24 protein-coding genes are annotated in these 26233 nt (G+C 70.7%); 10 read left to right on the forward strand and 14 right to left on the reverse strand.

The features are described from left to right. Positions 1-3 precede the first annotated feature (3 nt). The 6 genes from AB0C38_RS31350 (at position 4) to AB0C38_RS31375 (ending at position 7467) form a co-directional block, all read left to right on the forward strand. Positions 4-1950 (forward strand): alginate lyase family protein, encoded by a 1947-nt coding sequence (locus AB0C38_RS31350; RefSeq protein WP_360680460.1) that lies wholly within the window; start codon positions 4-6, stop codon positions 1948-1950. Positions 1951-1959: 9 nt separating this feature from the next. After that, positions 1960-3483 carry a right-handed parallel beta-helix repeat-containing protein gene (locus AB0C38_RS31355; RefSeq protein ID WP_360680390.1) on the forward strand — a complete coding sequence of 508 codons (1524 nt, stop codon included), beginning with the start codon at positions 1960-1962 and terminating at the stop codon, positions 3481-3483. Position 3484: 1 nt separating this feature from the next. Next, on the forward strand, positions 3485-4738 hold the full coding sequence (locus tag AB0C38_RS31360) for an O-antigen ligase domain-containing protein (RefSeq protein ID WP_360680393.1): 1254 nt from the start codon (positions 3485-3487) through the stop codon (positions 4736-4738). Next, on the forward strand, positions 4735-5910 hold the full coding sequence (locus tag AB0C38_RS31365) for a glycosyltransferase (protein WP_360680396.1): 1176 nt from the start codon (positions 4735-4737) through the stop codon (positions 5908-5910). Before AB0C38_RS31360 ends, AB0C38_RS31365 begins: the two co-directional genes overlap by 4 nt. Continuing rightward, complete coding sequence (locus AB0C38_RS31370) at positions 5907-6554, forward strand: phosphatase PAP2 family protein (RefSeq protein ID WP_360680398.1); 648 nt, start codon at positions 5907-5909, stop codon at positions 6552-6554. Before AB0C38_RS31365 ends, AB0C38_RS31370 begins: the two co-directional genes overlap by 4 nt. A gap of 298 nt (positions 6555-6852) precedes the next feature. Beyond that, positions 6853-7467, forward strand: coding sequence for a maleylpyruvate isomerase family mycothiol-dependent enzyme (locus AB0C38_RS31375; RefSeq protein WP_360680401.1), 615 nt, complete (start codon positions 6853-6855; stop codon positions 7465-7467). Here the strand turns inward: AB0C38_RS31375 and AB0C38_RS31380 are convergent. The 12 genes from AB0C38_RS31380 to AB0C38_RS31435 all read right to left on the reverse strand — a co-directional run bounded on the left by AB0C38_RS31380 (position 7454) and on the right by AB0C38_RS31435 (position 20170). After that, positions 7454-8068, reverse strand: coding sequence for an HAD-IA family hydrolase (locus tag AB0C38_RS31380; protein WP_360680404.1), 615 nt, complete (start codon positions 8066-8068; stop codon positions 7454-7456). The genes AB0C38_RS31375 and AB0C38_RS31380 overlap by 14 nt on opposite strands. A gap of 165 nt (positions 8069-8233) precedes the next feature. Continuing rightward, positions 8234-9649: a right-handed parallel beta-helix repeat-containing protein gene (locus AB0C38_RS31385; protein ID WP_360680462.1), complete on the reverse strand. Its 1416-nt coding sequence runs from the start codon at positions 9647-9649 to the stop codon at positions 8234-8236. Between the two features lie 159 nt (positions 9650-9808). Continuing rightward, a complete protein-coding gene (locus tag AB0C38_RS31390) occupies positions 9809-11125 on the reverse strand; it encodes a glutamate-1-semialdehyde 2,1-aminomutase (protein ID WP_360680407.1) in 1317 nt (438 codons plus the stop codon). A 5-nt stretch (positions 11126-11130) separates the two neighbouring features. Further along, positions 11131-11679, reverse strand: coding sequence for a dTDP-4-dehydrorhamnose 3,5-epimerase family protein (locus AB0C38_RS31395; protein WP_360680410.1), 549 nt, complete (start codon positions 11677-11679; stop codon positions 11131-11133). Next, a complete protein-coding gene (locus tag AB0C38_RS31400) occupies positions 11676-12860 on the reverse strand; it encodes a polysaccharide pyruvyl transferase family protein (RefSeq protein WP_360680412.1) in 1185 nt (394 codons plus the stop codon). The genes AB0C38_RS31395 and AB0C38_RS31400 overlap by 4 nt, the downstream gene beginning before the upstream one ends. Next, positions 12857-13801: a glycosyltransferase family 2 protein gene (locus AB0C38_RS31405; protein WP_360680415.1), complete on the reverse strand. Its 945-nt coding sequence runs from the start codon at positions 13799-13801 to the stop codon at positions 12857-12859. Before AB0C38_RS31405 ends, AB0C38_RS31400 begins: the two co-directional genes overlap by 4 nt. Before the next feature lie 7 nt (positions 13802-13808). Then, the gene (locus tag AB0C38_RS31410) at positions 13809-15191 is read right to left on the reverse strand and encodes a hypothetical protein (RefSeq protein WP_360680418.1); all 1383 of its coding nucleotides are present in this window, start codon (positions 15189-15191) and stop codon (positions 13809-13811) included. Positions 15192-15196: 5 nt separating this feature from the next. Beyond that, positions 15197-16477, reverse strand: a complete 1281-nt coding sequence (locus AB0C38_RS31415) for a DUF4910 domain-containing protein (RefSeq protein ID WP_360680421.1) — start codon at positions 16475-16477, stop codon at positions 15197-15199. Continuing rightward, positions 16477-17496 carry an SDR family oxidoreductase gene (locus AB0C38_RS31420; RefSeq protein ID WP_360680423.1) on the reverse strand — a complete coding sequence of 340 codons (1020 nt, stop codon included), beginning with the start codon at positions 17494-17496 and terminating at the stop codon, positions 16477-16479. The genes AB0C38_RS31415 and AB0C38_RS31420 overlap by 1 nt, the downstream gene beginning before the upstream one ends. A 4-nt stretch (positions 17497-17500) precedes the next feature. Then, positions 17501-18148 (reverse strand): PIG-L deacetylase family protein, encoded by a 648-nt coding sequence (locus tag AB0C38_RS31425; protein WP_360680426.1) that lies wholly within the window; start codon positions 18146-18148, stop codon positions 17501-17503. Further along, positions 18145-18936 carry a glucose-1-phosphate cytidylyltransferase gene (locus tag AB0C38_RS31430; protein WP_360680429.1) on the reverse strand — a complete coding sequence of 264 codons (792 nt, stop codon included), beginning with the start codon at positions 18934-18936 and terminating at the stop codon, positions 18145-18147. Before AB0C38_RS31430 ends, AB0C38_RS31425 begins: the two co-directional genes overlap by 4 nt. Before the next feature lies 1 nt (position 18937). After that, positions 18938-20170 (reverse strand): class I SAM-dependent methyltransferase, encoded by a 1233-nt coding sequence (locus AB0C38_RS31435; protein WP_360680432.1) that lies wholly within the window; start codon positions 20168-20170, stop codon positions 18938-18940. A 210-nt stretch (positions 20171-20380) separates the two neighbouring features. On the opposite strand from AB0C38_RS31435, the gene AB0C38_RS31440 reads away from it, so the two are divergent. Continuing rightward, entirely contained in the window at positions 20381-20749 is a 369-nt protein-coding gene (locus tag AB0C38_RS31440; RefSeq protein ID WP_360680435.1) for a YrdB family protein, read from the forward strand. Positions 20750-20804: 55 nt separating this feature from the next. Here the strand turns inward: AB0C38_RS31440 and AB0C38_RS31445 are convergent, their stop codons facing one another. Next, on the reverse strand, positions 20805-21680 hold the full coding sequence (locus AB0C38_RS31445) for an LLM class F420-dependent oxidoreductase (protein ID WP_360680438.1): 876 nt from the start codon (positions 21678-21680) through the stop codon (positions 20805-20807). Between the two features lie 40 nt (positions 21681-21720). Beyond that, positions 21721-22689 carry a YncE family protein gene (locus AB0C38_RS31450; RefSeq protein WP_360680441.1) on the reverse strand — a complete coding sequence of 323 codons (969 nt, stop codon included), beginning with the start codon at positions 22687-22689 and terminating at the stop codon, positions 21721-21723. Positions 22690-22825: 136 nt separating this feature from the next. Between AB0C38_RS31450 and htpX the strand changes: the two genes are divergently transcribed. From htpX to AB0C38_RS31465, 3 genes are read left to right on the forward strand one after another with little or no spacing between them, the layout of a single operon-like run. Beyond that, positions 22826-23677 carry a zinc metalloprotease HtpX gene (gene htpX, locus AB0C38_RS31455; protein WP_360680444.1) on the forward strand — a complete coding sequence of 284 codons (852 nt, stop codon included), beginning with the start codon at positions 22826-22828 and terminating at the stop codon, positions 23675-23677. Between the two features lie 53 nt (positions 23678-23730). After that, on the forward strand, positions 23731-24825 hold the full coding sequence (locus AB0C38_RS31460; RefSeq protein ID WP_360680447.1) for an LLM class flavin-dependent oxidoreductase: 1095 nt from the start codon (positions 23731-23733) through the stop codon (positions 24823-24825). Between the two features lies 1 nt (position 24826). Further along, complete coding sequence (locus tag AB0C38_RS31465) at positions 24827-26137, forward strand: NtaA/DmoA family FMN-dependent monooxygenase (protein WP_360680450.1); 1311 nt, start codon at positions 24827-24829, stop codon at positions 26135-26137. Positions 26138-26233: the final 96 nt, after the last annotated feature.

A 26233-nucleotide genomic window follows, 5' to 3' on the forward strand; every position in this document is an offset into this window, starting at 1 on the left:
GACATGATGGGTCCCGGCTGGTACCTGCGCCGGCTGTCCCGGATGGGGCCGGCGGAGGTCGTCGGCCGCGCGCGGCACGCCATCGTCCAGCGGCAGTGGCGGTCCGCATTGCCGGAGCCGCCCGACTGGCCGTCGCACCCGCGTTTCACGGCTGTGCTGCCGGAAGGCGTGCTGGGCAAGGTGTCCGGCGAGGCCGTCAAGCGGCTGCTGGCGACGGCCGACGAACTGCTGGCCGGCCGCGCCGAGTACTTCGGGGTGGTCCGCGACGACCTGGTCGGGCCGGACTGGTTCCTCGACCCGAAGACCGGCCGCCGCGCGCCTTCGGACGTGTACGCCTTCGACGTGCCGTACCGGTCGGAGGACACGGTCGGCGACATCAAGCAGATCTGGGAGCCGTCGCGGCACCAGCACCTGACCGTGCTGGCCGCGGCGTACGCGTTGACGGGCTCGGACGCCTACGCCGTGCGCGTGGCCGCCCACCTGCGTTCGTGGTGGGCGGAGAACCCGCCGCTGCAAGGGCCGCACTGGGTCAGCGGCATCGAGCTGGGCATCCGGCTGCTGTCGTGGGTCTGGACGCGCCGCCTGCTCGACGGCTGGGCCGGTGCCGCCGAGTTGTTCGAGGAGAACCCGGACTTCCAGCTCCAGCTGTGGCACCACCAGAACTGGCTCGCCACGCTGCGCAGCCACGGCTCGTCGGCGAACAACCACGTCATCGCCGAGGACGCCGGGCTGCTGGCCGCGGCGTGCGCGTTCGGCTGGTTCCCGGAGTCGCCGCGCTGGCGGACCGAGGCGATGCGGTCGCTGGACGTCCAGCTGGCCCGCAACACCTTCGACTCCGGGCTGAACGCCGAACTGGCGTCCGAGTACCACGGCCTGGTGCTGGAGCTGGGGCTGGCCGCGGCGGTGGAGGCCGACGCGGCGGGCACGCCGGTGCCGGATTCGACGTGGGCTGTCCTGCTCCGGATGACCGACGCGCTGGCGTCCATTGTGGACAACCGGCTCCGGCCGCCGCGGCAGGGCGACGCCGACGACGGCTTCGGCCTGATCGTCGACGGTCTCGAGACCGACCGCTGGGCGTCGCTGCTGGCGACCGGCGAGGCGCTGTTCGGCCGGCTCGGCTGGTGGCCGCCGATCCCGGGCGACGACGTCCGCACACCCCTGTTCGCGTCGCTCGCTTCGCGCACCCCGCGGGCTTCCGGGGTCCGCCCCGGCCGCCGTCCCGCGCACCTGCGGGACGCGGGCATGACGATCCTGCGGTCGGGCCGCGTCTGGGCCCGCTGCGACGGCGGGCCGCACGGCTTCCTGTCGATCGCCGCGCACGCCCACGCGGACGCGTTGTCGGTGGAGGTCCGCCACGACGGCGTCGACATCCTGGCCGACCCGGGCACCTTCTGCTACCACGGCGAGCCGCGGTGGCGGTCGTACTTCCGGTCGACGCTCGGCCACAACACCCTCGAGCTGGGCGGGACCGACCAGTCGGTGTCCGGCGGGCCCTTCCTGTGGACGCGGCACGCGGTCACGAAAGTGCTCGACGTGCGCACTCCCGACGAAGGACCCTCCCGCTGGACGGCGGCCCACGACGGTTACGCTCCCGCGGTCCACCGCCGCACGGTCGACCTCGACGGCGACGTGCTGAAGATCGTCGACGAAGTGCTCGGCGACACCCGCCCGGCCGCGCGGCTGGCGTTCCACCTCGGCCCGGCGGTCACCGTCCGGCTGGCGGGGAACGTCGCCCACCTGCGCTGGCAGGGCACCGCCACGGGTTCCGTGGCCCCGGTGCACACCGCCGTCATGGAACTGCCGCCCGAGCTGTCGTGGACGGCCCACCGCGGCGAGATCGACCCGCCCCTCGGCTGGTACTCCGCGGGCTTCGGCCGCAAGGAACCCTCGACCACCCTCGTCGGCTCCGGGACCCCCGGACTCCTCGCCACCGTGCTCCGCTTCAGTTAGGACCCGCCCGTGACTGCCCGCCGCTTCCGCCTCCGCCGCGCCGCCCCGCTGGTCGGCGTCCTCCTCACGGTCGCGGCGTGCTCGAGCAGCCCGGACGCCACCGGCCCCGCCCAGGCGACCCCGGCCCCCAGCGGGTCGGTCGCGGCGGTCTGCGACAAGGAGCCGGCCGGTCCGGCGAGCGCCCCGGCCGGCGCGGTCGTCGTCGATCCGGCGGTGCCGGGCGACCTCGCCGCGAAGACGCGCTCGGCCGGGGGCGGCACGACCTTCTGGCTCAAGCCGGGCAAGCACATCCTCGGCGACGACAAGTACGACCAGGTCTCGCCCAAGGACGGCGACGTCTACATCGGTGCCCCGGGCGCGGTCGTCGACGGCCGCAAGATCAACCAGTACGCGTTCACCGGCCACGGGACGAACGTCAAGCTCACCTACCTGACCGTCCAGGGCTTCGCCGCGCCTCGCGACGAAGGCGTCGTCAACCACGACTCCGGCGACGGCTGGGTGATCGAGCACTCGACCATCCAGGACAACGACGGCGCCGGCCTGATGGCGGGCGCGCGCCAGCAGGTCCGCGGCAACTGCCTGCGCCGCAACGGCCAGTACGGGATCAACGCCTTCTCCGGCAACACTCCGATCACCGCGCTGGTCGTCGAGGGCAACGAGATCGCCGGCAACAACACCGGCGACTGGGAAGCGAAGATCGACGGCTGCGGCTGCACCGGCGGCGTCAAGTTCTGGGACGTCAACGGCGCCGACGTGCGCGGCAACTGGGTGCACGACAACCACGGCACCGGCCTGTGGGCCGACACGAACAACAACGACTTCCTCATCGAGGGCAACCTCATCGAGAACAACGACAGCGCCGCGCTGATCTACGAGATCAGCTACAACGCGATCATCCGCGACAACACGATCCGCAAGAACAACTGGGTCGACGGCCGCCGGTACGCCGACAAGGGCGACAACTTCCCGACCCCGGCGATCTACATCTCCGAGTCCGGCGGCGAGCCGCGGGTCAAGGCGCGGACGGCGAAGATCGAGATCTCCCGCAACTACCTGGAGAACAACTGGTCCGGGATCACGTTGTGGGAGAACGCCGACCGGTACTGCAACAGCCCGGCCAACACCTCGTCCGGGGACTGCACCCGGCTCGTCCCGGACGTCAAGACGTGCGCGGACCCGGCCATCACGAGCGGGCCGCTGCTGAGCGACTGCCGCTGGAAGACCCAGCACGTCGACATCCACGACAACAAGTTCGTCCTGGACCCGGCGGTCGTCGGCTGCCAGGCGTCGTGCGGCCGGATGGGCCTGCTCTCGAACTTCGGCACCTACCCGGACTGGTCGCCGTACAAGGGCGAGATCGTCCAGGAGGCGATCACGTACAAGCAGGACAACCGCTGGCACGACAACAGCTACGCCGGCCCGTGGACCTTCATCGCGTACACGACCGACCGCATCCTCGAGGTCGGCGAGTGGGAAGGCTCGCCGTACTCGCAGGACTCGGGCAGCACGTACACCGCACAGGCCGGAGGCTGACATGGCGGCGGACACCGGCATCGCGGGCATCCGCGGCGACACCGCGGCCAAGCCCGCGTCGGCGACGCCGAAGTGGGCGGGCGTCGCGTGGGCGCTGCTGATCATCAACACGCTCGGCTCGACCGGCGCGAAGACGGTCATCCCGCTGCCGCGGTCGGTCAGCCAGCTGGTCACCATGGGCGCGCTGATGACGGCGTTCGTGATCGCGCTGGTGCTGAACAAGCACCTGCGGGTCCGGCCGAGCGCGTACCTGCTGCTGCTGACGCTGCTGCTGGTGTCGAGCATCCTGTCCAGCGCCGACCTGCAGGAGGGCGCCGGCGCGTTGTTCCGGTGCTTCCGGCTCACGGTGTTCGTCTCCACGCTCTGGTTGCTGACCCGCTGGTGGGACGGCGGGTTCACGTTCGTCTGGTCCCACATCCGCACGTATGCCGTCGTGCTCGCGTCAGTGGCGATCGGCCTCGTGGTCTCGCCCGGCAACGCGATGCCGGAGGAGTACGGCGGCCGGCTCTCGGGCGCGATCTGGCCGCTCACGCCGCCGCAGATCGGCCAGTACGCGGCGGTCATCGCCGGGCTCACGCTCCTCCTCTGGTTCGGGCGCCGCACGACGTGGCGCAGCGCGCTGGCGATCGTGGTGCCGGTGCTGGGCCTGCTGTTGCTCACGCACACCCGCACGGCGACGCTCGGCCTCATCGCCGGGCTCGCGGTGGCCTTCCTGTCGATGCAGCTGACCAGCGCCCGCGCGCGGAAGGTGTTCGCGTGGACGATCGGCGTCGGCGGAGTCGCCGGCGTGGTGCTGGCGGGCGCGCTGCAGGCGTGGTTCCTCCGCGGGCAGAGCGCGGACAACTTCTCCAGCCTGACCGGCCGCGCGAAGGTGTGGGACGCGCTGCTGGAGGCCCCGCGGACGACGTCGGAGTACATCTTCGGGGTCGGCCTGACGGACAAGTCCTACGACGGCCTGCCGATCGACAACAGCTGGCTCGCGATCTACCACGAGCAGGGCTTCGTCGGGATCGCGCTGGTGGCGGGGTTCCTCCTCACGTTGGTCGTGGTGGCCGTGCTGCGGCCGCCGTCGCTGGCGCGCGCGTGCGCGATCTTCCTGATCACCTACTCGATTTCGGCCTCCTACACCGAAGCCGGTCTGGGCGACGCCTCGCCGTACCTACTGCACCTGGCCGTGGCCGCGTCGCTGCTGGTCCGCGGGGTGCCGCAGACCGACGAACAAGCATTCATCCCGGCGAAGGGGACAGTCGCGTGAAGGTGCTCGTGGTGCACAACCGGTACCGGTCCGAGCAGCCGAGCGGCGAGAACAACGTCGTCGACGCCGAGGTGACGCTGCTCGCCGAGGGCGGGCACCAGGTGTCGCTGTTCGAACGCCGCAGCGACGACATCACGTCCATGCCGTTGCCCCGCAAGGCCGCGGTGCCGCTGACGGTGCCGTGGAACCCGGCGGTGCGCAAGGAGCTCGCCGCCCGGCTGCGTGCGTCCCGCCCGGACGTCGTGCACATCCACAACACGTTCCCGCTGCTGTCGCCGTCGGTGGTCGCGGCCTGCGCGGACGCGGGGGTGCCCGCGGTCGCGACGCTGCACAACTACGGGATGGTCTGCCCACCCGGCACCCTCCACCGTGACGGCCGCATCTGCACCGAGTGCGTCGGCGGCTCGCCCCTGCCTGCGGTGAAACACGGCTGCTACCGCGGGTCACGCGTGGCGACGCTCCCGATGGCGGCGAGGACGGCCGCGAACCGGCGCCGGTGGTGGACGGGCGTCGCGCGGTTCTTCTGCATTTCGGCGGCCCAACGTGACCTCCTGGTGTCGGCCGGGATGCCCGGCGAGCGGATGGCGGTGAAGCACAACTTCGTCACCGACCCCGGCGTCCGCCGCACCGGCGACGGCAAGCACGTGCTGTTCCTCGGCCGCGTCACCGAGGAGAAGGGGGTCGGCCTGTTGATGCGGGCGTGGGACCGCCTCGGCGGCGCCCTGGGGATCCCGCTGGTCATCGCCGGTACGGGACCGATGCAGGACGAGGTCGCCGCCTGGGCGGCCGGCCGCGCCGACGTCTCGTACGTCGGCTTGCAGAACACGGCGGAGTGTCGGGCGCTGACGGCCGACGCGGTGGCGGTGGTGGCGCCGTCGACGTGGCTGGAGGCGTTCGGCCTGGTGGTCGTCGAGGCGATGGCCGCGGGTGTGCCGACGGTGGCGGCGTCGCACGGCGCGTTTCCGGAGCTGGTGGACGACGGTGTCACCGGCCTCCTGCACTCGCCGAACGACGAGGCATCGCTGGCAGACCGGCTCCGGGCGGTGGCAGGCGACCGCAACCGCGAGATGGGGGACGCGGCCCGGGTCCGGTACGAGAAGGACTTCACCCCGGCGGTGGGGCTCGACCGGTTGATCGCCGGATACGAGGCGGCGATCGAGGCGCGCGGGTGAGGCAGCAGGTCCGGACGGCACCCGCGGCCCTGCCGGCCGCGCTGCGCGCCCCCCTGGCCATGACGGCCGCCCTCGCGACGGCCGTGCTGGTCGCGCTCGGCATCCTGCACTTCCACGACTCGGGGCTGACGGGGATCGACGCGGCGGTGCTCCCGTCGGTCGACGGCGTCCAGCCGCCGTGGCGGTACGTGGCCCTGGTCTTCGACTTCGGCGGCGAACCGCTGGGGTCGACGATCCTGGTCGCGCTGATCGCGGCGGTGTGCTTCCTGGTCCACCGCATCCGGGCGGCGGTGGTGACGGTGCTCGGCGTGGTGGTCACGGTGGCCGTGACGACGCTGCTGAAGCCGATCGTCGGCCGCACCATCCATGGCGAGTTCCTTTCTTATCCGAGTGGGCACACGGCGTTGGCCACCGCGCTGGCGGTGGTGATCGCGCTGGTGCTGGCTGACCGGCTGGGCCTCGGCCGGGCTCCGGCGATGGTCTTGGTCCTGGTGCTGGCTTTGATCGCCGGGTTCGCGATGGGATGGGCCGAGGTGGCCTTGGGCGCGCACTACCCGACGGATGCCGTGGGCGGGTTCTGCGCCGCGCTGGCCGCGGTCCCGGCGACGGCATGGCTGGTGGATCGCGTGGCCGAACGGCTCTGACACCGGCGCGGGGCCGGCCGAGCCCGCTGTGGTGGCGGCCGAATCTGCTTTCTGATGGGTTGCTGAAACCGGCCCGGCGGGCGGTGGGGCCGCTGGGCGGCGAAGAAGCGACTCCGCGGTCGGCCGAGTTTCGCGCGGAGCGTGGCCTTCGCAGCCGGTGCCCGGGATCCCAGCCCGGCCGTCCTGGTGACTGGCTGCCCCGGCCCAGCCGGCGCGCGGGCGCCATCGCGCGTTCTGGGTGTCGGTCTGGGCGGTTCGCGTTCGTCGGTGGGGTGACCTACCTGCGAAGGAGAGACCGATGATCCAAGATCTGATCGCCGCCGAGCGGCGGGAGCTGGCCGTAGTGCTCGGTGAGCTGGCGCCCGCCGAGTGGGGTTCGGCGACCTTGTGTGCCGGCTGGCGGGTGCCTGAGGTGGTGGCCCACATGACGATGCCCTTCCGGTTCTCGACCGGGCGGTTCGTGCGCGAGATGGTGAAGTCCGCGGGCCGCTTCAACCGGATGGCCGATCGCTTGGCTCGCCAGGAAGCCGCCGAGCTTTCGCGGGATGCCTTGGTCGCCTCGTTGCGGGACAACGCCGACCACCCGTGGCGGCCGCCCGGCGGTGGACCGGACGGTGCTCTGAGCCACGACGTCATCCACGGTCTCGACATCACGACCGCCCTCAGGCTGGATCGGCGCGTGCCCTTGGAACGGCTGGAGGTGGTTCTCGGCGGGGTCAAGCCGAAGCAGGCGAAGTACTTCGGCACCGACCTGACCGGCGTCTGCCTGCGTGCCGACGATCTCGACTGGTCGTACGGCACCGGGACGCCGCTCACCGGCTTGGCCCAGGACCTGCTGCTGGTTCTCTGCAACCGGCGGCTGCCGGCGGGCCGTCTTCGGGGCGAGCCGAGCGCGCGCTTCACCACGGTCTGAGCTCCTTCCGCAAACCGTCCATTGTGGACAGGTGAGCCGTGCCGTACCGCAGTGCTTGCAGCCCGGCGGCACGCGCGGCCGAGACGTTCTCCGCGCGGTCGTCGATGAGCAGGATCCGGTTCGGCACCACGTCGAGGCGCCGGCACAGGCCCGTGAACGCTTCGGGAGCCGGCTTGCGCACTCCGGTGTCGCCGCTGATGAACCAGTCGGTCAGGTACTCGCCGAGGCCGAACCGCTCGCGCAGGAGCTTCGACCACTCACTGACGTCGTTGCTCAGGCAGCCGAGCCGCACTCCGGTGGCGTCGAGCTCGGCGAGGACCGCGACCACGCCTTCGGTCAGGCGGTGGTTCCGGCAGTACTCCTCGTCCGACGCACCGGCCACGCCGGCCGTCGCCCAGAAGTCCGCGGAGGACATCTTGCCGAGGCTGCATTCCTGGTGCAGCTGAACGATTTCTTCCCGGCGCAGCACGCAGCCGTGGCTGCGGAGATAGGGCACGAGCAGGTCGCCGACGTCGTCGGCGGCGGAGTAGAGGACGCCCATCGCGTTAAACAGGACGATGTCGATCGCGTCGCGGTCGAGGGGTGCGGGGATGGCGGACATGTCTCCGACCGTACCGAACACTTGTGCGAACGCCATCGCTGAATCGGGTGATGTGCGCTGTCCGGAATTCTCCGTTCGCGACTTTTCCCTTTGACAGCAAGGAAAGAAGAGTCCGAACTCGGGAGTCGTGGCGAAAAGTGTCGGACCCCCTCGGCAAGCTCCTGATCAGCAGCCGGCGGGCCCACCGCCGAACGAAGAACACTCGTCCTGCGAGTAGGGCGCCGCCCGCCAGCCCGCAGCGTCGACCGTCCTGGAGGTGTCATGCACGACGAAGGTCCACGGCCCGGCGTAGGAGTTGTCGTGCCACCGGTTGCCCTGCCGGAAGGTGATCGCTTCCTGCACGACGGTTCCCTTGTAGGGAGACCAGTCCGGGAAGGTCCCGTAGTTCGACAGCAGTGCCATCCGCCCGCAGAGGCTCGTGCAGCCCACCCGACCTGGATCGAACCGGAAGGTGTTCCCGTGCACCTCCACGCGCTGGGTCTTCCAGCGGCAGTCGTCGTACGCCGGGGGAGTCGCGATCGTGCCCGCCGTGCACGAAGACTTCGAAGTCACCTTGGTGCAGTAGCCCGTGGATGTGTTCGCCGGGCTGGTGCAGAAGCGGTCGGCGTTCTCCCACAACGTGATCCCGGCCCAGTTGTCCTCGAATGTGTTCCCGCTGATGTCGATGGCCGATGTCCGCGCCGGCACGCGGGGCTCGCCGCCCGACTCCGACAGGTACACCGTCGCTGCCGGGAAGTTGTCGCCGCGCGCCGCGAACGCGCGGCCCTGCACCAGCGTGTTGCCGCGGAAGGTGTTGCCGCGCAGCACGAGGTTGTAGCTGGTCTCGTAGAACAACGCCTCGGCGTCGTTGGCCTCGAACAGGTTGCCCTCGACGAGGAAGTCGTTGTTGTTCGTGTCCGCCCACAGGCCGGCACCGCGGTTGCCGTGGACCCAGTTGCCGCTGATGTCGGCGCCGTTCACGGCCCAGAACTTGGCGCCGCCGCTGCACCCGCAGCCCGGCACCTTGGTCTCCCAGTCGCCGGTGTTGTTGCCGGTGATCTCGTTGCCGTCCAGCACGAGCCCGGTGATGCCGTCACCCGCCTGGTAGGCGTTGAGCCCGTACTGGCCGTTATTGCGCAGGCAGCTGTGCCGGACGACCTGGCGCGCGCCGGCCATCAGCCCCGCGCCGGCGTTGTCCTCGATGGTCGTGTTCTCGATGAGCCAGCCGTCGCCGGAGTCGTGGTTCACCACGCCCTGGTCCTGGAGCGCGGCGAACCCGCGGATCGTGAGCCCGCGGAGCTCGACGTTGCGGGCCCGCTGGGTGAAGGCCGCTTGGTTGACGCCGCGGCCGTCGACGACCGCCCCCGGCGCGCCGAGGTAGACGTCGCCGTCCTTCGGGGAGACCTGGCCGTACTGGTCGGTGCCGAGCGTGTGGGTGCCGGGGCGGAGCCAGAACGTCGTGCCGGGCGGGTTCGCCGCCGTCTTGGCCGAGAGGTCCCCGTCGACGCCCGGATCGACGGGGACGGCCCCGGGAGGCGCTTCCTCGTGCTCCGCGGGCTGGTGGTCGCACACCGGCCCGGGCCCGTCGGTGGCCCGCGCCATCGCCGGGCACGCCACGGCGATCAGGAGCGAGCAAGCGGCGACGAGTACCGCACGAGGTCTGCCCATGGAAGGAAGTTACGCACGTACGGGCCGGAAAACAGTCACCCTCAAGTGTCCTCATCGGACCCAAGGGGTGAATCCGGCCCGCCCGTGCGGCGATCAGGCGAACTTGCGGAACACGGGCTGCACCGGGCGCCCGCCCATCCACGGCGTCGGGTCGTTGGCGTCGAGTGCCTTCCGGTACACCGTGCAGGCCTGGGCGACCACATCGATCGTCTTGTCGATGTCCGCCTCGGTGAGCGCGGCACTGACCACGAAGGACGGTCCGAGCACCCCGCCGCCGACCAGTTCGCGCAGGAACAGCGTCCGGTACGGCTGGGACGGCTTGAGCTGCTCGTCGAGGGTGCCGAAAACCAGGTTGCTGGAGCGCCCGCGGACGACCACGTGGTCCCCGACGCCGATCCCGGCCGCCACCTCGCGGACGCCGGCGGCGAGCCGGTCGCCGAGGGAGTGCAGCCGGGCGATGACGTCCTCGTCGCGGTAGACGTCCATCACCGCCATCGCGGCGGCGAGGGAGTGGGTCTCGGCGCCGTGGGTGGTCGAGAGCAGGAACACCCGCTCCCGGTCGGTGTGCAGCCCGCCGAGCTCCATCAGCTCCCGCTTGCCCGCGAGCGCGGACACGGCGAAGCCGTTGCCGAGGGCCTTGCCGAACGTCGAGAGGTCCGGCGTCACGCCGTAGAGGCCCTGCGCGCCGTGGGCCGACCAGCGGAACCCGGTGATCATCTCGTCGAAGATCAGCACGACCCCGTGGTGCGTGGCGAGCTCCCGCAGGCCCTGCAGGTACCCCGCCGGCGGCCCGACCGCGGCGGCCGGCTCCAGGATCATGCACGCGATCTCGTCCTCGTGGCGCTGCAGCAGCTCCTCCGCGGCCTGCAGGTCGCCGTACGGAAAGGACACGACCGCTTCGGTCGTTTCATCCGGGATTCCCGCGTTCATCGCGGTGGTGCCGATGAACCAGTCGTCGGTCGAGAAGAAAGCGTGGTCGGCGCACTTGGCGACGAGCCGGCGTCCGGTGGCGGCGCGGGCGAGCCGGACCGCGGCGGTCGTGGCGTCCGAGCCGTTCTTGGTGAACTTCACCATGTCGGCCGTCGGCACGTTCTCCAGGAACCGCTCGGCGGCCTCGGCCTCGATGATCGACGGGCGGATGAAGTTGCTGCCCTTGCCGAGCTCGGCCCGGACCGCGTCGAGAACCCGCGGGTGGGCGTGGCCCAGGCTGACCGCTCTCAGTCCGGCGCCGTATTCGATGTACTCGTTGCCGTCGACGTCCCAGACGTGGCCGCCGAGGCCGTGGGAGATGACCGGAGCCATCGCTTCGGGATACTGGTCCGAGCCCTTGGCGTAAGTGTGCGCACCGCCCGGGATGACCCGGTGCAGCCGCTCGTTCGCCTTCGTGGAGCGGGGCAAGTTCGTTCCCATGGGGGTCACCTCGTTGGTTTCAACGCCTCTCCGAGAGACGGCGCGCGCTCATCCCGGTCACTGACCATTGTGACCGACAGTGGCCACGAAATGTCCAATTCTGGGTCTTTGTACGAAATTGTGATGTCTTCGGACGGGTCGTGGGGCCGATCGATACGGTACGAGACGTCCGAGATATCGGTGAGTGACTGGAATCCGTGCGCACAGCCCGCCGGGATGTACACGGAAACCTGCGTATCACCGGAAAGTTCGAACGTTTTGACATTGCGAAATGTCGGGGAATCCGGTCGGAGATCCACGACGACGTCGAAGATCGCGCCGTGCGAGCACCGCACGAGCTTCGATTCGCCGGCCCCGCCGCGCAGGTGCATCCCGCGGACGACTCCCTTGCGGGAGCGGGAAAGACTGTCCTGGGCGAAGCCGTCCGGGTCGATCCCCACCGACGCGACGACCTCGCGGTCGAACGTCCGGCTGAAGAAGCCGCGCTCGTCGGCGTGGGGCGTCGGTTCGAACAGGTACACGCCCTCGATCTCGGGCACCGGAATGGCCTTCATCGCGCACCCCCGAAGAGGGCCGCCGAAAGGGCGGCGAACTGGTCCTTGAGTCGCTGAGCGTTGTTCTCGTTCCGTTCCGCCAGGATCTGGCGCAGTTCCGGCGAACGGTTTTCGAGCTCGGTGAACTGCTCGACGAGCCGGTCGAAGCCGACGGTCTTGGCCCGCTGGGTGAAGCCGTCGAGGCCCATCTCCGCCATGAGCACGTCGTTCTTCGGCGCGTACCCGATCGCGACGGTCGGTTTCGCGACCTTCAGGGCGCAGAGCACGTTGTGGTAGCGCGTGGCCACCACGCTGTCCACCGCCGCCATCTCGTGCATCAGCTCGTCCAGGGTCTCCGCCGAAGCCGCCGTCACCAGCGGGGAAGCGGTCTTCTCGAGGATCTCGTCGACGACCTGCCGGTCGATCTGGTCGCCGATGAACAACCGGACCGGTCTGCCCTGGTCCACGAGCCACGCGACGAACCGGTTCATCGTGTCCGCGTAGTGGCGGTAGATGCGGTCGCCGTCGGCGCGATCGTCGTTGCCGCCGTAGTAAGCCATCACGCCGACTCCGACGGTGCCCGGGGCACCGTCGGCGTCCGGAGTGGGGAGGGAGAACGCGAGGTCGGGGTAGACCTCGTCCTGGCTGGTGTCGACACCCATGGCGCGCATGGCGTCGCGGGAGATGTCGTCGCGGTAGGAGCGGTACGCGGCGAGCCGGCCGGACCAGCGGACGAGCGTCCGGGTGGCCTTCGCGCTGATCTCGTTGGCGCCGACGCTGACCAGCGCGACCTTCGTGCCGAACAGCCGCCCGGCGGCCGAGAGGAGGAACAGCGAATACGGAAAACCCCATGGACGCAGCGGAAGCGTCGCTTCGAGCACGCCCATGCCGGGCACGATGACGACGTCCTGCTCGCGGACCCAGGCGGCCGTGCGGCCGACGTCCACCAGCTTGCCGAGTCCCTTGAGGACGATCGACCGGAGGCCGGACGCCGTCTCGTACTCGGCCTGGTTCCAGTGCAGGGGCGTGGTGTCGACGCCGTACCGCTCGCGGACGATGTCCGGACCGCCCACCAGGCCGGTCAGGACGGCGTCCGGGTGCTCGGCGCGCAGGTAGCCGAGCACGGCCTCGAGGGAACCGTCGTTGCCGAGGTTCCCCGAGCCGAGCAGGCCGAAGACGCCGACGCGAGGGGCACGCTTCACGCGAGCCTGCCTTCGCGGCCGGCCACGATCGTGTTGACCGTGGCGACGTCGGAGGCGGTCGGCGCGCGGTCCTCGACGCGCTCGCCGTGGCCGGAGCGCGCCCGGTTGGTCAGCCAGGCGCCGAGGTGCCCGAAGCACTCGCGCTTGTCGGCGGCCGAGATCGGCGCGCGGCGGATCAGGTCCGCGAACCCGTAGATGTACTCGCCGAGCAGGCGGACGGTGGGGTTCCGGAGCCGGTTCGCGCGCCGCGGGTCCAGGTTCGCGCACCGGCTCCGGATGGTCGGGTTGGCCCGTTCCGCGCGGCCCGGGTGGTCGCGGCGGAAGTACAGCAGCTCGGGCACCTGGTGGAACGCGCCGTGCAGGGCCATCTCGGCGGAGTACGTCCGGTCGGCGTGGTGGTAGCTGTCGAGCGGCTTGACGCGGCGGAGGACGTCGGCGCGGATGACGCCGTAGAAGTCGTCGCCGCCCGGCTCGAACAGGATGCTGCGGAAGCGGTCCGGCGCGTGCGGGGACGCGGTGTCCAGCGTGTACTCGAGCGGCTGGACGATGCGGCCGTCGCCGTCGATGATGGCCTGGTCGCAGTGGGCGAGCATGATGGCCGGGCGCTCGTCGAGGGCCTCGATGCACCGCTTGAGCAGGTCGCGGGCGTAGAGGTCGTCGTGGGAGACCCACTTGAAGAGCTCGGTGCGGGACACGTCGAACACGTAGTTGTGGTTCGGGGTCGCACCGATGTTCTTCGGCTGCCGGACGTAGCGGATCCGGGAGTCCTTCTCGGCGTAGCGGCGGCAGATCTCGTCGGTGCCGTCGGTCGACGCGTTGTCCGAGATGATCAGCTCGAAGTCTTCGTAGGTCTGGCCGAGCAGGGCGTCCAGCGACTCGGCGAGGTACTCCTCGCCGTTGTACACCGGGAGGCCGAGGCTCAGCCGCGGGACGGTGGTCATGGAGTCCTCATTCCTTGATCGGCTCTTTGATCGGCTCGAAGACCACGGTGGTTTCGTTGATCGTTTCCCTGAGCGGGGCGAAGACGATGGTGGTCTCGTTGGCCCCGGCGTCGTCCGGGGCCGGCGGCACGTATTCGCGCAGCCCGAGCCGCAGCTGCCACCACCAGACGATGGACCCGGTGAGCGTCGCGGTCGCGACGCCCCACGCGGATCCGGCCGCGCCGCCCATGAAGGCTCCGGTGATGCCGAACGTGACGTAGAACAGGGAGGCGATCAGCTGTGACCGCAGGCTCCGCGGGGCGGCGCCGAGGGCACGGAGACCGGCGGCGGCGCCGGTGGCGAAGCTCGCGCCGACCACGGCGAGGGTGACCGGGAGGATCAGCGGGGACGACGAGTCCCACACCGAGCCCATCACCCAGCGGCCGGCGGCGTCGGGGAGCAGGAGCAGCAGGCCGAGGCCCCAGCACAGCGCGGCGGCGGCCTGGCCGCCGCCGAGGATCACGCAGAAGTGCTTCAGCCGGTGCGGTGCCCGCTGGAGCACCCGCGCGCCCTCGGCCACGGTGACCAGGGACAGTCCCATGAGCAGGGCCAGGAACGGGCCCAGGAGCTGCTCGGCACCGCGGACCGCGCCCACGGCGGTGATCCCGGCGATGGCGCCGAGGCCGTACGCGCGCAGCTGGGACGCGCCGCTGTTGCTGACGTTCTCGATCAGGTACCGGACACTCAGGTCGCGCTGGCTGCGAAGCCAGCCGACAAGCTCTCGCGGGTGCGGGAGGATCCCGGTCTGGAACCAGCCGTAGACCGCGGCGAGCGCGGCCGCGACGCCCCAGGCGAGCACGAAGGCGACGACCGTGCCGACCTCGGCGGCGACCACCAGCGCCGGGATCAGCGCGATGCCGCACACGACGTCGTTGAAAAACGCCTTCTTCCCCTGCCCGCGAGCGAAGAACGCGAACCGCCAAGCGTCCTGCAGCAGCAGGCCCGGCATGACGACGGCGAGCGCGACGAACGCGTTGCCGAGCGGGCCGCCCGCGGCCAGCCCGGCGGCCAGGCTGACGAGCCCGGTCACGCAGCCGACGCCGATCGCGGTGCCGGACGCGCTGGCGACCCCCAGGCGCCAGCGGTCCTCCGGCACCGCGCTGAACCGCACCATCAGCGGGTCGGTGGCGAGCCCGCGCGAGATGTTGAGCACCACGCCGTAGGTGACCCAGGCGAGGCTGAAGATGCCGAACGCGAACGTGCCGAGCGAGCGGGCCACGTAGAGCCCGACCGCGAAGTTGGTCAGGCTCGACACCGCCTGGTCGCCGAGTCCCCAGCTCAGCCGCCCGGCCATGGCGCGCACGGCGCCGTTCCGGAGCAGCGAGCCGGAGGCCCGGCGATGGTTGGCCACGTCGTTCACTCCTTGACCAGACCGGCGTCGTGCAGGGCACGGGCCGCGACGTCGACGATGTCGAAGGGCAGTCCGGCCCGTTCGGCGATGTCGAGGAGGGAGTGGTCGCCGTCGGAGAGGTTGAGCACCCAGAGCATGGCCATCTGGGCCTCCTTGGCGTCGCTGCGGCCGCCGAGGGACTCGTACAGCCCGCGCTTGCCGAGCTGGGGCTCGCCGTAGGGGCTGAGGTTGACGTACCGGCGGTTGCGGTCGAGGACCCCGAAACCGTCGCGAAGGGCGCCGAGCGTGTCCTCCATGGCCGCCGGCGAGACGAAGCCCGGGTTGTCGGCCGAGGTGTGGTACTCGGGGTAGCCCGCGTACGGCGTCCGCGTCAGGGACCCGACGCCGAGGTTGAAGCCTGGCGAGCAGAACTGGCGCTCGTCGTAGCCGTACGGCGAGAAGTCGACGACGCGGTGTTCGCGCGACCGCAGAACGTGCTGCATGACGCGGTCGATCTCGGCGTCGTCGCGGCGGGACTTCTTGTACGTCAGCGAGCCCGGGTCGCCCGCGCACGCCAGCACCAGCCCGTGCTTCACCTTGTCGATCCGGTCGGAATTGCGGGCCAGCCAGGTGATCGAGCCGATCGTGCCCGGCATGAACAGGAACCGGTACGTGTAGTGGGGCTGGGTGAGAGCCAGCTGTTGCGCCAGCGAGACCGCCACCGCGATGCCGGCCAGGTTGTCGTTGGCCAGCGACGGGTGGCAGACGTGGCACGACACGATGACCTCGTCGGTGACGCGGCCCGGGACAACGTGCTCGCCGTAGGTGAGCGAACCGTCCGCCAGGGTGGAGTCGATGACGACGTCGTACTCGCCGTCGGGCAGCGCGTCGAGCTTCTCCTGCGCGAGGCAGAAGCCCCAGGCCGGGGCGTAGTAGCTGGTCCGGTAGGGCACCCACGACGGCTGGTCCGGCAGCGTGTGCAGGTGCTCCCGCAGCTCGCTCAGCGGCATCCGCTCGTTCACCGGCACCGAGTAGCCGACGACGTGCAGGTTCGACTCCCGGAAGTCGATCACCCGCTCACCCGAAGGCGAAGCGACGTACGCGTCCCGGATGTTCCACTCCTGCGGGATCGTCCAGTCCAGCACCTGGGTGCCGGTCGGGACCTCGTGCCGATCGAGCGCGATGTGCTCGCCGATGATGTCCAGGGTCTGTCGCACGCCGTCGCCGGTGATGCTGCGGCAGATCGGGTACAGCCGCTCGACCAGGGCGTGCAGTTCCGCCCCGGTCCGCAGCTGCGTGCCCGCCACTAGCGCCGCCGCAGGGTGTCGTCGACGCGGCCGGCTTCGCCCTCGCTGCGCAGCCAGGCCAGCCGGGTGAACAGCTTCTCGAACGAGTCCCGGGTCAGCCCGAACTTGCGGTAGGCCTCGATGAGCTCGACGGCGCCGTCCTTGACCGACCACTCGCAGGTGAAGCCGGGGATCGCCGAGCGGAAGCGCGAGAAGTCGACCCGGTACGAGCGCGGGTCGGCGCCGGCCTCGCCGGTGATGTTCAGCGTCGAGCCCGGCACGGCCTCGACGACCTCCTGGGCGATCTCGGCCACGGTGACGTTGTTGTCCTCGGTGCCGATGTTGAAGGCCTTGTTGTGCACGGCCTCCTTCGGCGCCGTCAGGGCGGCCGTGAACGCGCGCGCGATGTCCTGGGCGTGCACCAGCGGCCGCCACGGCGTGCCGTCGGAGAGCACCAGCACCTCGCCGGACAGGTGCGCGTGCGCGGTCAGGTTGTTCAGCACGATGTCGCCGCGCAGCCGGGGCGAGTAGCCGAACGCGGTCGCGTTGCGCATGTAGACCGGGGTGAAGTCGTCGTCGGCGAGCTCGTGGACGTCGGCCTCGACGCGCACCTTCGACTCGGCGTACGGCGTCACCGGCTTCAGCGGAGCGTCCTCGTCGACGAGGTTGTCGCCGCCCGCGCCGTACACCGAGCAGGTCGACGCGTAGAGGTACCGCCCGACTCCGGCGTCCTTCGCCACCTTCGCGAGCTTCACCGACGCGTGGTGGTTGATGTCGTAGGTCAGGTCCGGCGCGAGCGAGCCCAGCGGGTCGTTCGACAGCGCGGCGAGGTGGATCACGGCGTCGACGCCGGCGACGTGCTCGGCGGTGACGTCGCGCAGGTCGACGACGTGCCCGGCCGGGTCGGCCGGGACGGGCCCGAGCAGGCAGTCCTCGAACAGCCCGGAGTCCAGGCCGACGACCTCGTGGCCGGCGGCGGCGAGCACCGGGGCCATCACCGTTCCCAGGTAGCCCTTGTGTCCCGTCAGCAACACCCGCATCGGATCAGCCCTTCAGGTCGAGAGTGAGTTTCTTGACGAAAAACGCTTCGGCGTACTTCGCGGCCGCTTCGATCCCGCGGATCCGCGCCAGGCCGAGGAACGCTTCGCGGTCGTACCAGGGCCGGTGCCGCTGGGACGCGTAGTGCGTCTGCAGCAGCCGGACCTTCCCTTCCGCGACGTCGTCTTCGAGCGGCTGGTAGACCGAGGGGGCGCCGAGGTCGCCGTCCCACTTGACGATCTCGTAGCCCAGCGCCAGGTGGTCGCGGAACGCCGTCGGCACGAGCTGGGCGAGGCCGCGGTGGTCCTGGTGGGCGTCGTCGGTCCGGGGCGCCAGGATGACGTCCGGGTCGGTCCGCCGCCGCAGCTCTTCCAGCGCGTTCTTGGCCTCTTCCCAGTGCGCCGGGAACCGGCCGTCCGGGAGCTTCAGCACCGTGACGTCGACCTGCGCGCCGGGGCAGAACGCCGCCAGCGCGGCCCGCTCCTCGTCCTCGCGGGGCGTGCCGCCGCCGGAGAGGATCAGCGCGTCGACCCGCAGGCCGGGCCGCGAAGCGCACATCGTCAGCAGAGTGCCGCCGGCGCCGATCGCGATGTCGTCGCAGTGCGCGCCGAGGGCGACGACGCCGCCGAGCCGTCCCGGCCGCAGCCCGATCACGCGATGCTCGCGGCGGGCTGCTCCCAGAGCGCCCAGGGCTTCTTGCCGTGCGTGTACGCGTCGTCGAGCGCCGCGCGCTCCTTGACCGTGTCGGTCGGCTTCCAGAACCCGCGGTACGGGTAGGCCAGGAGACGGCCGCGCTTGGCCAGCTCGCCGCAGCCGTCGGCGACCAGGTCGCCGTTCTCCGGGATGTGGTCGAAGACCTCCTGGCGGAGCACGAAGTACCCGCCGTTCTCCCACAGCGGCATTTCGCTGACGGCGGTGATCGAGCCGACCATCCCGCCTTCGTCCATCTCCACGCAGTGGAACGACGACTGCGGCGGCACGACCATCATCGACGCGCCGGCGTCGGTGTTGGAGAACCGCTCGATCATGTCGGGCAGCGGGACGTCGGACAGGACGTCGGCGTAGTTCGCGAGGAACATCTCGTCGCCGTCGAGGTAGTCGCGGACGCGGCGCAGGCGCTCACCGATCGGCGACTCGATGCCCGTCTGCACGAAGGTGATCGTCCAGTCGGCGATGTCGGTCGACAGCAGTTCGGGCTGCCCGTTGCGCAGGACGAAGTCGTTGGAAATGGTTTCCTGGTAGTTCAGGAAGAAGTTCTTGATGTGCGCCGCGCCGTAGCCCAGGCACAGGATGAACTCCGTGTGGCCGAAATGCGCGTAGTAGCGCATGACGTGCCAGATGAGCGGTCTCGGACCGACCATCGCCATCGGCTTCGGGACGTCGTCGGCCGCGCCGTTGCGCATTCGCATCCCGTACCCACCGCAGAAGAGAACGACCTTCACTTCAAGACACCTCGACGATTTCCAGGCGGGGGATGGGGAACACGAGCTTGCCGCCCCAGGCACCCACGAACGACAGCTGTTCGGTCAGTTCCTCCCGGAGGTTCCACGGGAGGACGAGCACGTAGTCGGGCCGATCGGCTTCGATCCGCTCCGGGGGCAGCACCGGGATCCGGGTGCCCGGGGTGAACCGGCCGTGCTTGTACGGGTTGCGATCGACCGTGTACTGCAGCAGGTCCGTCCGGATGCCGCAGTGGTTCAGCAGGGTGTTGCCCTTGCCCGGGGCGCCGTAGCCGACGACGGTCTTCCCGTCGTTGCGCGCCTCGATGAGGAACTTCAGCAGGTCCAGCCGCACGCGGGTGACGCGCTCGGCGAACTCGGTGTACCCGGACAGCTCGTGCAGCCCGGCGGCCTTCTCACGCTCCAGGACGTCGGTCATCCGCTCGCTGGGCTCGCCCGCGACCTCGTCGGGACGCGCCCACAGCCGGATCGAGCCGCCGTGCGTCGGCACGAGTTCGACGTCGACCACGGTCAGGCCGCCGGTCGCCAGCGCGCGGCGGGCCGATTCGACCGTGTAGTACTGGAAGTGCTCGTGGTAGATCGTGTCGTACTGGTTCTTCTCGATCAGCGTGAGCAGGTGCTGGACCTCGATGGAGACCCAGCCGTCGTCCGCGACCAGGGCGCGCAGGCCCTTGGTGAAGCCGAGGACGTCGGGGATGTGCGCGTAGACGTTGTTGGCGGCGACCAGGTCGGCCGGCCCGTGCTCCTCGCGCACCTGACGGCCGGTTTCCTCGGAGAGGAACGCGGTCAGGGTGGGCACGCCGGCGTCCCGCGCGGCCTGCCCGACGTTCACCGAAGGTTCGACTCCCAGACACCGGATCCCGTGCCCGACGACGTGCTTGAGCAGGTAACCGTCGTTGCTGGCGACCTCGACGACGAACGACTTCTCGTCCAGGCCCAGGCGCTCGACGGAGCCGTCGACGAACCGCTTCGCGTGTTCGACCCACGACGTCGAGAACGACGAGAAGTAGGCGTACTCGGTGAAGGTGTCGTCGGGGTCGATCAGCGGCGGGATCTGGGCCAGCCAGCACTCGGTGCACACGATGAGGTGCAGCGGGAAGGTGGCTTCCGGCTCATCGAGCTGTTCGGCGGTCAAGAATCGCTCACACGGGGGAGTGGCTCCGAGGTCCACCACGCTGGCCGTATTTGTCGAACCGCAGAGTCGACATGTGGTCATCTACCAGGCTCCTTGGCTCTCGCGGTCGCGATATGCGCTTAACACGTCGAGCAGGGGTGGATCGTCGTTACAGCGACGCGTGGCAGGCCGGTGGACCGATTCGGAACCGCAACATCATCATGGGGGCCGGGTGTCGTGTGGCCGAGATCACGGACGGCGACGGCCCGGACCCGTAACGTCCACAGTGGACCCGGGTCCTAGGCTGGCCCGATGACTTCGGAGCCGACTCCCCGCCTGAGCGGGTTCGCGGGCGTGGTGCTGACGGTTCGCTTCCTGACGGAGCTGGCCCTGCTGGGCGGCTTGGCGCTGGCCGGCACCCAGCTCGGCAGCGGCGTGGCGCTGGCGATCGTCGACGCGGTCCTGCTGCCGGTCGCCGCGGCCGCGGTGTGGGGCCTGTTCATCGCCCCGCGGGCCCGCCGCCGGCTCCCGGAACCGGCTCGCTTCCTGGTCGAGTTCGCCCTGTTCGCGGTGACCGGCGTGGTGCTCGCCCTGGTGGGCTGGCTGGTCGCGGGGATCGTGCTGGCCGTCGCCGGCATCGGGATCGCGGCGCTGACCCGCGTCGTCGCCAAGGACGGCTGAGCCCTCCCCGCCGGTGGGCGGAGAGGGCTCAGGCAAGTTGCCGATCGCGAGTTGCTCAGCCGATCTTCTCGGCGGCCGGGATGACGTCGGTGCCGAACTTCTCCAGCACCGCCGGGTTGTGGACGTGCGGGACCATGCCGAGGGCGACGTCGATGCCGAGGCCGTTCAGCCGCTCCAGCTCCTTCAGCAGCTCGCCGGTCTTCTCACCGTTCTCGCCGATGTCGAGGATGTGGTAGACGGTCTTGGTGATCGAGCCGTAGTCGCGGCCCTCGTTCTCGCAGTGCTGCTTGAGGACGTCGAGCTTGTGCTCCAGCTCGGGGCTGTTGAAGAGGTTGCACTGGTCGGCGTACTTGGCGACCAGCCGCAGCGTCTTCTTCTCGCCACCGCCGCCGATCATGATCGGCGGGCGCGGGTCCGACAGCGCCTGCGGCACGTTCAGCAGCCGCGACGCGTCGAAGTGCTTGCTCTTGAACGGCTCGTCGCCGTCGGCCCACATCTGCAGCACGTACTGCAGGTTCTCTTCCAGCAGCTCGAAGCGCTCCGCGACCGGCGGGAACGGGAAGCCGAGCCCGCGGGACTCGTCCTCGTTCCAGCCCGCGCCGATGCCGAGGATCGCGCGGCCGCCGGAGAGCACGTCCAGCGTCGTGATCGCCTTGGCCAGCAGGCCCGGGTGCCGGTAAAGAACGCCGGTGACGACGGTCAGCAGCTTGGCGCGTTCGGTGTGCGCGGCGATGAACCCGAGTGTCGTGTACGCCTCGAGCATGTCGTTCTCGACGGGGCCGACCCCGCCGATCTGGAAGAAGTGGTCCATCACGGCGATGGAGTCGAAGCCCGCGTTGTCGGCGGTGCGGACGACGGCGGCCAGGTCGGCGCCCAGCGCGGACGCCCCGTTCGGCCAGGTGAAGTCGGGGATCTGCAGTCCGAGTTTCATAGTCTCCGACCGTATACCTGGAGTTACCCCAGCTGCGTGCTCAGAAATCGCGGACGAAGGAAACCCTGCCGTGCAAGGGATCCGTGACGAACACCGTGCGCGTGCGCTGGTCGACCGCGACATCGCCGGGGTTGACGCCCAGCGAAAGCTCGCCGGTCAGCGTCCCGCTTCCGCCGTCGATCCGGCTGAGCCCGTTCTGGCCGCCGTTGGTGTACACCGTGTTCGTGCCCTGGTGCACGGCCAGTGCGGACGATTCGCTGCGCAGCAACACGGTCTTGCGCTCGGTGTGCGTCGCCGCGTCCACAATGGACATGTGGTGGATGCCGGAGTTGGCCACGTACACCGAACCGCTCTCGGCGTGCACCGCGACGGCGGTCGGCCGTGCCCCGACCTTCACGCTGGCGACGAACTTCCCGCTGTCGATCGAGAACACCTCGAGCGAGTCCGTGCCGGTGCTGGCGCAGTAGGCCAGCTTGCGGCCGGGGTCGACCGCGACCCCGCCGAGGCTCGGTTTCGGGCCCGGCACGAGCGCGGCGAGCGTGCAGCTGACGCCGTCGAGCACGGCGAGCGTGCCGGTGCCGCCGCTGGCCGCGTAGACGCGGTTCGCCTGCTCGTCCACGGCCAGCGCGGACGCGCCGACGCCCGCGCCGATCACGCTCACGACGTCGTGGGTGCGGCCGTCCAGCACCACGACGGTGCCGGCCGGCGGGTTCGAGACGTAGACCCGGTTGGCCTTCGCGTCGACCGCGACGTCACCCGGGGCGCCGCCGACACGGATCACCGCGCCGGCCGCGGCGGCACGCGGGTCGATCACCGTGAGCGTCCCGGCCTCGGGATCCGTGACGTACGCGAGCCCGGTGACGGGGTTCACCGCGACCGCGGTGGGAGCCCCGCCGAGCTCGATCGACCGGACATCCTCCGCCCGCGCGACCCCCGGCAGAACCAGGGCCCCGGCACCGGCCGTGACCAGGGCGAACAGGGTCCGTCGGCCTATCGGGCGACCTCGCATCGGCGCCTCCGCTCGTGATCAACTCGCCCGTCGAGCCTAACCCGCGCGATCATCACGTGAAGGAACTTCGCGTCCCCCGATCGCGTTGTTTCCACTGGGTAACCACGGGGAATGAGCGGACGGGAGGCGAGCGCGCGTGCACGGGCACCAGAACGGACTGAAGACGGCGATGCTGCTCGGTCTGCTGTCGGCGATCATCATCGCGATCAGCGGCCTGTTCGGCCGGGGCGCCCTGGTCATCGGCCTGGTCATCGCCCTCGGGATGAACGCTTTCGCGTACTTCAACTCGGACAAGCTGGCGCTGCGCGCAATGCACGCCCGGGCGGTGTCCGAGGTCGAGCAGCCCGCGATGTACCGGATCGTGCGCGAGCTCGCGCACGTCGCCCGCCAGCCGATGCCGCAGCTCTACCTGAGCCCGACGGTCGCGCCGAACGCGTTCGCGACCGGCCGCAGCCCGCGCCACGCCGCCGTCTGCTGCACCACCGGCATCCTCGATCTGCTGGACGAGCGGGAGCTGCGGGCCGTGCTCGGCCACGAGCTGTCCCACGTCTACAACCGCGACATCCTCATCTCGTGCGTCGCCGGCGCGCTGGCCAGCGTGATCAGCGTGCTGGCGAACATCGCGCTGTTCTTCGGCGGCAACAACCGCGACGGGAGCCCGCTGGTCAGCCTGATGCTGATCTTCGTCGGGCCGATCGCGGCCGCCGTCATCCGGATGGGCGTGAGCCGCTCGCGGGAGTACCAGGCCGACGCGTCCGGCGCGGAGCTGACCGGCGACCCGCTGGGCCTGGCCTCGGCGCTGCGGAAGCTGGAGGCCGGGACGCGGGCGCGGCCGCTGGTCGCCGAGCCGCAGCTCGTGTCGCAGTCGCACCTGATGATCGCGAACCCGTTCCGGCCGGGCGAGGGCCTGAGCAAGCTGTTCTCGACGCACCCGCCGATCGCCGAACGCATCGCGCGGCTCGAGGAGATGGCCCGCCGCGGGATCTGATCCCAGCTGGTGGGAGTGGGAATCCGGGCTCCGCCCACAGGGTTTTTCCCGGCATGGTCTCCGCAGAGCTGCACCTGGGCGTCGCCATCGACGGGGCCGGGTACCACCCGGCCGCCTGGCGGATCTCCGCGGCCGAACCCGCCGCGCTGTTCACCTCCGGCCACTACCTGAAGTACGCGAAGCTGGCCGAAGCCGCTTCGCTCGACTTCGTCACCCTCGACGACTCGCTGGCGCTGCAGTCCGGCGGCGAGGAGGTCGTGCGCGGGCGCCTCGACGCGCTGCTCACGCTGTCGGCCATCGCGCCGGTGACCAGCCGGATCGGCCTGGTCCCGACGGTCACCACCACCCACACCGAGCCGTTCCACGTCTCGACGTCCGTGGCGACCCTGGACTACGCGAGCCGTGGTCGCGCCGGCGTGCTCGCGGTGCCGTCCCCGACGGACGCCGAGGCCGCGCACTTCGGCCGTCGCGCGGCTCCCGGCGAGGCTGACGCGCAGGCCGAGACCGCCGAGGTCCTCGACGTCATCAGCCGGCTGTGGGACAGCTGGGAGGACGACGCGATCGTCCGCGACGCCGCCACCGGCCGGTTCATCGACCGGGAGAAGCTGCACTACGTCGACTTCGATGGCCGCTTCTTCAGCGTGAAGGGCCCGTCGATCACCCCGCGCCCGCCGCAGGGTCACCCGGTGACCGCGGTCTACGGCGACTCGCCGCACGCCGTCAGCGCCGACCTGGTCATCACCCGCGCCGACCACCTCGACGCCGTGCGTGCCGCGGCCGCCCGGTTCCCCGGCGCCAAGGTCCTGGCCACGGTGTCGATCGTGCTCGCCGAGACCGAGCAGGGCGCCCGCGACCGGCAGCGCGAGCTGGACGCCCTGGTCCCGTTCGAGCCCGACGGCCTGTCGTTCGCCGGCACCCCGGCGCAGCTGGCCGCCGAGCTGCCCCGCTGGGCCGCCGAGACCGGCGTCGCCGGCTTCCACCTGCGGCCCGCCGTCCTGCCCGACGACCTCGACCTGCTCGCCGGCGAGGTCGTCCCGGCGCTGCGCGCGGCCGGCGCGTTCCGGGAGGGCTACCGCGGCACGACCCTGCGCGACCACCTCGGTCTCGGCCGGGCCGTCAACGCCTATGCCGTCACCCCGGGAGCCTGAGATGACCAAGCAGATCAAGCTCGCCGCGCACTTCCCCGGCGTCAACAACACGACGGTGTGGAGCGACCCGGCGTCGGGCAGCCAGATCGACTTCGCCTCGTTCGAGCACCTCGCCCGCACCGCCGAGCGCGGCAAGTTCGACTTCCTCTTCCTCGCCGAAGGGCTGCGGCTGCGCGAGCACGCGGGCAAGATCCTCGACTCCGACGTCGTCGGCCGGCCGAACACGACCACCGTGCTGGCCGCGCTGTCCGCCGTCACCACGCACCTCGGCCTGGCCGGGACGCTGTCCTCGACGTTCAACGAGCCCTACGAGGTCGCCCGGCAGGTCGCGAGCATCGACCACCTCTCCGGCGGGCGCGCGGCGTGGAACGTCGTGACGTCGCCGGACGCGTGGACCGGTCAGAACTTCCGGCGCGGCGGCTTCCTCAAGCGCGAGGACCGCTACGCGCGCGCCGAGGAGTTCCTGGCCACCGTGCGCGAGCTGTGGGACAGCTGGCAGCCCGGAACCCTGGTGGGGGACAAGGAGAACGGCGTCTTCGCCCGCGACCCCGGCAAGTTCGTCCACAGTGGACAGCAGTTCGACATCCACGGTGAGTTCACGCTGCCGCGGACTCCGCAGGGGCAGCCGATCGTCATCCAGGCCGGCGACTCCGACGAAGGCCGTGAGTTCGCCGCGAAGACCGCCGACGTCATCTTCAGCCGGCACGGCACCCTCGAGGACGGCCAGGCGTTCTTCCGCGACGTCAAGCGCCGCCTGGCCGCGTACGGCCGCGACCACGGCGAGCTGCTGATCATGCCGGCCGCGACGTTCGTCCTCGGCGACACCGACGCCGAAGCCGAGGAGCACGCGCGCGAGATCCGGCTCCAGCAGGTCCGGCCGGCCACCGCGATCCAGTTCCTCGAGCAGGTGTGGAGCCGCGACCTGTCCGCCTACGACGTCGACGGGCCGCTGCCGGAGATCGACCCGGACCCGGCCGCCGAGCCGCTGACCTGGGGCCGCGTCCGGCACGAGAAGGACCAGCTCGCGCTGGCGCGCAAGTGGCGGGCGCTCGCGGAGGAGAAGAAGCTCTCCATCCGCGAGCTGGTGATCGAGGCCACGGCGCGCCAGCAGTTCGTCGGCACGCCGTCGACGGTCGCTTCGACGATCGACGACTACGTCCAGTCGGACGCGGCCGACGGGTTCGTGCTCGTGCCGCACCTGACGCCGGGCGGGCTCGACGAGTTCGTCGAGAAGGTCGTGCCCCTCCTGCAGGAACGTGGGGTGTTCCGGACCGAGTACGCCGGGAAGACGCTGCGCGAGCAGCTGTTCTAGGTGTGATGTCCGGGGAGGTTGGTCAGTCGGGTGACCGGCGGCTTGCCGCCGGTTGAGCTGTGGGGTCGGTGGTGATTGTAGAAGTGCAGCCACCCC

Source organism: Amycolatopsis sp. NPDC048633, assembly GCF_040650695.1.
Lineage (GTDB): Bacteria > Actinomycetota > Actinomycetes > Mycobacteriales > Pseudonocardiaceae > Amycolatopsis.

Coding starts and splice junctions, on each gene's coding strand:
- AB0C38_RS31385 (WP_360680462.1), bottom strand. CDS start 9,649: ATGGCGCGGGCCACCGACGGGCCCGGGCCGGTGTGCGACCACCAGCCC.
- AB0C38_RS31350 (WP_360680460.1), top strand. CDS start 4: ATGATGGGTCCCGGCTGGTACCTGCGCCGGCTGTCCCGGATGGGGCCG.
- AB0C38_RS31375 (WP_360680401.1), top strand. CDS start 6,853: ATGATCCAAGATCTGATCGCCGCCGAGCGGCGGGAGCTGGCCGTAGTG.
- AB0C38_RS31435 (WP_360680432.1), bottom strand. CDS start 20,170: ATGACCACATGTCGACTCTGCGGTTCGACAAATACGGCCAGCGTGGTG.
- AB0C38_RS31465 (WP_360680450.1), top strand. CDS start 24,827: ATGACCAAGCAGATCAAGCTCGCCGCGCACTTCCCCGGCGTCAACAAC.
- AB0C38_RS31390 (WP_360680407.1), bottom strand. CDS start 11,125: ATGGGAACGAACTTGCCCCGCTCCACGAAGGCGAACGAGCGGCTGCAC.
- AB0C38_RS31420 (WP_360680423.1), bottom strand. CDS start 17,496: ATGCGGGTGTTGCTGACGGGACACAAGGGCTACCTGGGAACGGTGATG.
- AB0C38_RS31450 (WP_360680441.1), bottom strand. CDS start 22,689: ATGCGAGGTCGCCCGATAGGCCGACGGACCCTGTTCGCCCTGGTCACG.
- AB0C38_RS31380 (WP_360680404.1), bottom strand. CDS start 8,068: ATGTCCGCCATCCCCGCACCCCTCGACCGCGACGCGATCGACATCGTC.
- AB0C38_RS31440 (WP_360680435.1), top strand. CDS start 20,381: ATGACTTCGGAGCCGACTCCCCGCCTGAGCGGGTTCGCGGGCGTGGTG.
- AB0C38_RS31405 (WP_360680415.1), bottom strand. CDS start 13,801: ATGACCACCGTCCCGCGGCTGAGCCTCGGCCTCCCGGTGTACAACGGC.
- AB0C38_RS31445 (WP_360680438.1), bottom strand. CDS start 21,680: ATGAAACTCGGACTGCAGATCCCCGACTTCACCTGGCCGAACGGGGCG.
- AB0C38_RS31395 (WP_360680410.1), bottom strand. CDS start 11,679: ATGAAGGCCATTCCGGTGCCCGAGATCGAGGGCGTGTACCTGTTCGAA.
- AB0C38_RS31460 (WP_360680447.1), top strand. CDS start 23,731: ATGGTCTCCGCAGAGCTGCACCTGGGCGTCGCCATCGACGGGGCCGGG.
- AB0C38_RS31360 (WP_360680393.1), top strand. CDS start 3,485: ATGGCGGCGGACACCGGCATCGCGGGCATCCGCGGCGACACCGCGGCC.